Below are 2063 nucleotides of genomic sequence, written 5' to 3'. Positions count from 1 at the left end.
AGCGCGGCGCGTCCGCTGCGTCGTCCGGCGCCGCGCGCCGCCACGGCCACGACCGCGGCAAACGACGCCAAACCGGCGACGCCGGCGGCGACCCGCCGCCAGGCGCCGGCAGACGATGACTGGGAATCTTTTTGACGCCGGCAATGACCGGTAAATGGGCAGGTATGCGAGGCTATCTACATCTTCTGGCGGCAGCGGCGATCACGGCATTGATCGTCGGCTGCTCGGCGACGGGCCACAATTTCGACCCCGGCAAGCTGTCGACCCTGACGCCGGGGCAGACGACGCTGGAAGAAGCCTCGCGGGCGCTCACCGCCCCGCCCGACAAGTTCTACAAGCAGACCGACGGCACCTTCCTCGCCCTCTGGTCCTTCAAGATCACGTTTGTCCCGGACGGCTTGTACAGCCGCAAGGAAGCGCTGCTGCAGTTCGGCCCCGACGGCCGCCTGATGCGCCTCGTGGACAGCACCAATATTCTGCTGGAACCCTGGGAACGCCAGAAGTTGCTGGGCCCCGCGCCTGTGCCTGACGTCAGTCAGGAATGGGCGCAGCAGCCCGCGCCGGAGGTCCAGGTGGAAACCATCGTCATACCGGGGCCGGCCGTCGTGTCGCCCGAGCCGATGCGCCAGGGCCGTTAGGTCCCGTTTTCGCGGAGAGCGTGCCGGCCCCGGAGGCCGCCGCGTACGTCGCCCTGATGCGTGCCACTTCCGCTGGGAAGGCACGCCAGGGTGGTTTTTCATTTGGTCAGAGCTGTACCTGAGGGATGGGGAAAGAATATGGAAGCGAGTCTGGAATCCGGAGCGAAGTCAGGCAAGGTCGGTAAGAAAAAGGCCTCGCGTGCGCCCAAGGTGAAACGCAAGCTGAGACTGCGCGACGCACGCGTCGGCACGATGCTGCTGTGGGTCATGGCATTCTTCGCGGTGCTGATCGCGGCGGTGGGCGGCCTGGCCGCCTTCTTCCTGCAGCATAACTACGAGTCCATCCGCGAGGTCAATGCGCTGACCGAGCGCTCCAAGCAAGTGGATGTGATCAACAGCGACATGCTGCGCGCCCGCGTCAGCCTGATGGTCGCGGCCCGCCACCTGCAGGAGTCGGGCTGGGGCAGCGGCGAGAACTCGGCGCGCGACGCGGCCGCGGCGCTCAAGGGCGCCACCGATCTGCTGACCGGCGTGCGCAGCCGCTTCGCCGACTTCCAGAAGAACATGCTTCAGGATGACACCGGCCGCCAGCTATCGATGAACCTGGTGCGCCGCTACCGTTCGTATATCGATGACGGCGTCGACACCATGGTGGAAGCGCTGCGCAGCGAGGACTACTCGACCTTCTACATGGTCAACAATGAATACGGCACGCCGCGCAGCGCCGCCTTCATCGAGGCCATCGGCGAATTCAGCAAGTACATTGCCGACCAGCAGGAAGCCACGATCCAGCAAGCCGAGGACAACTTCAACCGCGCCATGGTGGCCGTTGCCGTCGCGGTGGCGTTGGCGCTGGCCCTGATGGTGTTCTGCCGCGTGCTGTTCGGCCGCCTGGTGGTCCGTCCGCTGGTCGAGGCCGGTCAGCATTTCGACAAGATCGCCGCCGGCGACCTGACCAGCCGCGTCGAAGTGCGTTCGCACAACGAAATCGGCCAGTTGTTCGCCGCGCTCAAGCGCATGCAGGAAAGCCTGACGCGCACGGTGGCCACGGTGCGCCGCGGCGTCGATGAAATCACGGTGGGTTCGCGCGAGATCTCGGCCGGCAACACCGACCTGTCGAGCCGCACGGAAGAGCAGGCGGCTTCGCTGGAAGAGACCGCCGCTTCGATGGAAGAGCTTGCCTCGACGGTCAAGCAGAACGCCGACAATGCGCGCCAGGCCAACCAGTTGGCGGCCAGCGCGTCGGACGTGGCCGAGCGTGGCGGTTCGGCGGTGGCCGAAGTGGTCAACACGATGCAGGGCATCTCGGCCAGTTCGCGCAAGATCTCCGAGATCGTGTCGGTGATCGACGGCATCGCCTTCCAGACCAACATCCTGGCGCTGAACGCGGCGGTGGAAGCGGCCCGTGCCGGCGAGCAGGGCAAG

2 protein-coding genes are annotated in these 2063 nt (G+C 66.1%); both read left to right on the top strand.

What is annotated here, in order from left to right; genetic code table 11:
* The first annotated feature begins 164 nt into the window (after nt 1–164).
* Nucleotides 165–638 carry a hypothetical protein gene (locus HV783_RS29250; protein WP_054504566.1) on the top strand — a complete coding sequence of 158 codons (474 nt, stop codon included), beginning with the start codon at nt 165–167 and terminating at the stop codon, nt 636–638.
* Between the two features lie 138 nt (nt 639–776).
* A partial coding sequence (locus tag HV783_RS29245; protein WP_175190342.1) for a methyl-accepting chemotaxis protein occupies nt 777–2063 on the top strand: 1287 nt, incomplete at its 3' end.

The organism is Achromobacter dolens (assembly GCF_902859745.1).
Classification (GTDB): Bacteria; Pseudomonadota; Gammaproteobacteria; order Burkholderiales; family Burkholderiaceae_B; genus Achromobacter; species Achromobacter dolens.
Note: the sequence above shows the minus strand (reverse complement) of the source record. Positions and strands in the feature narration are given on the sequence as shown.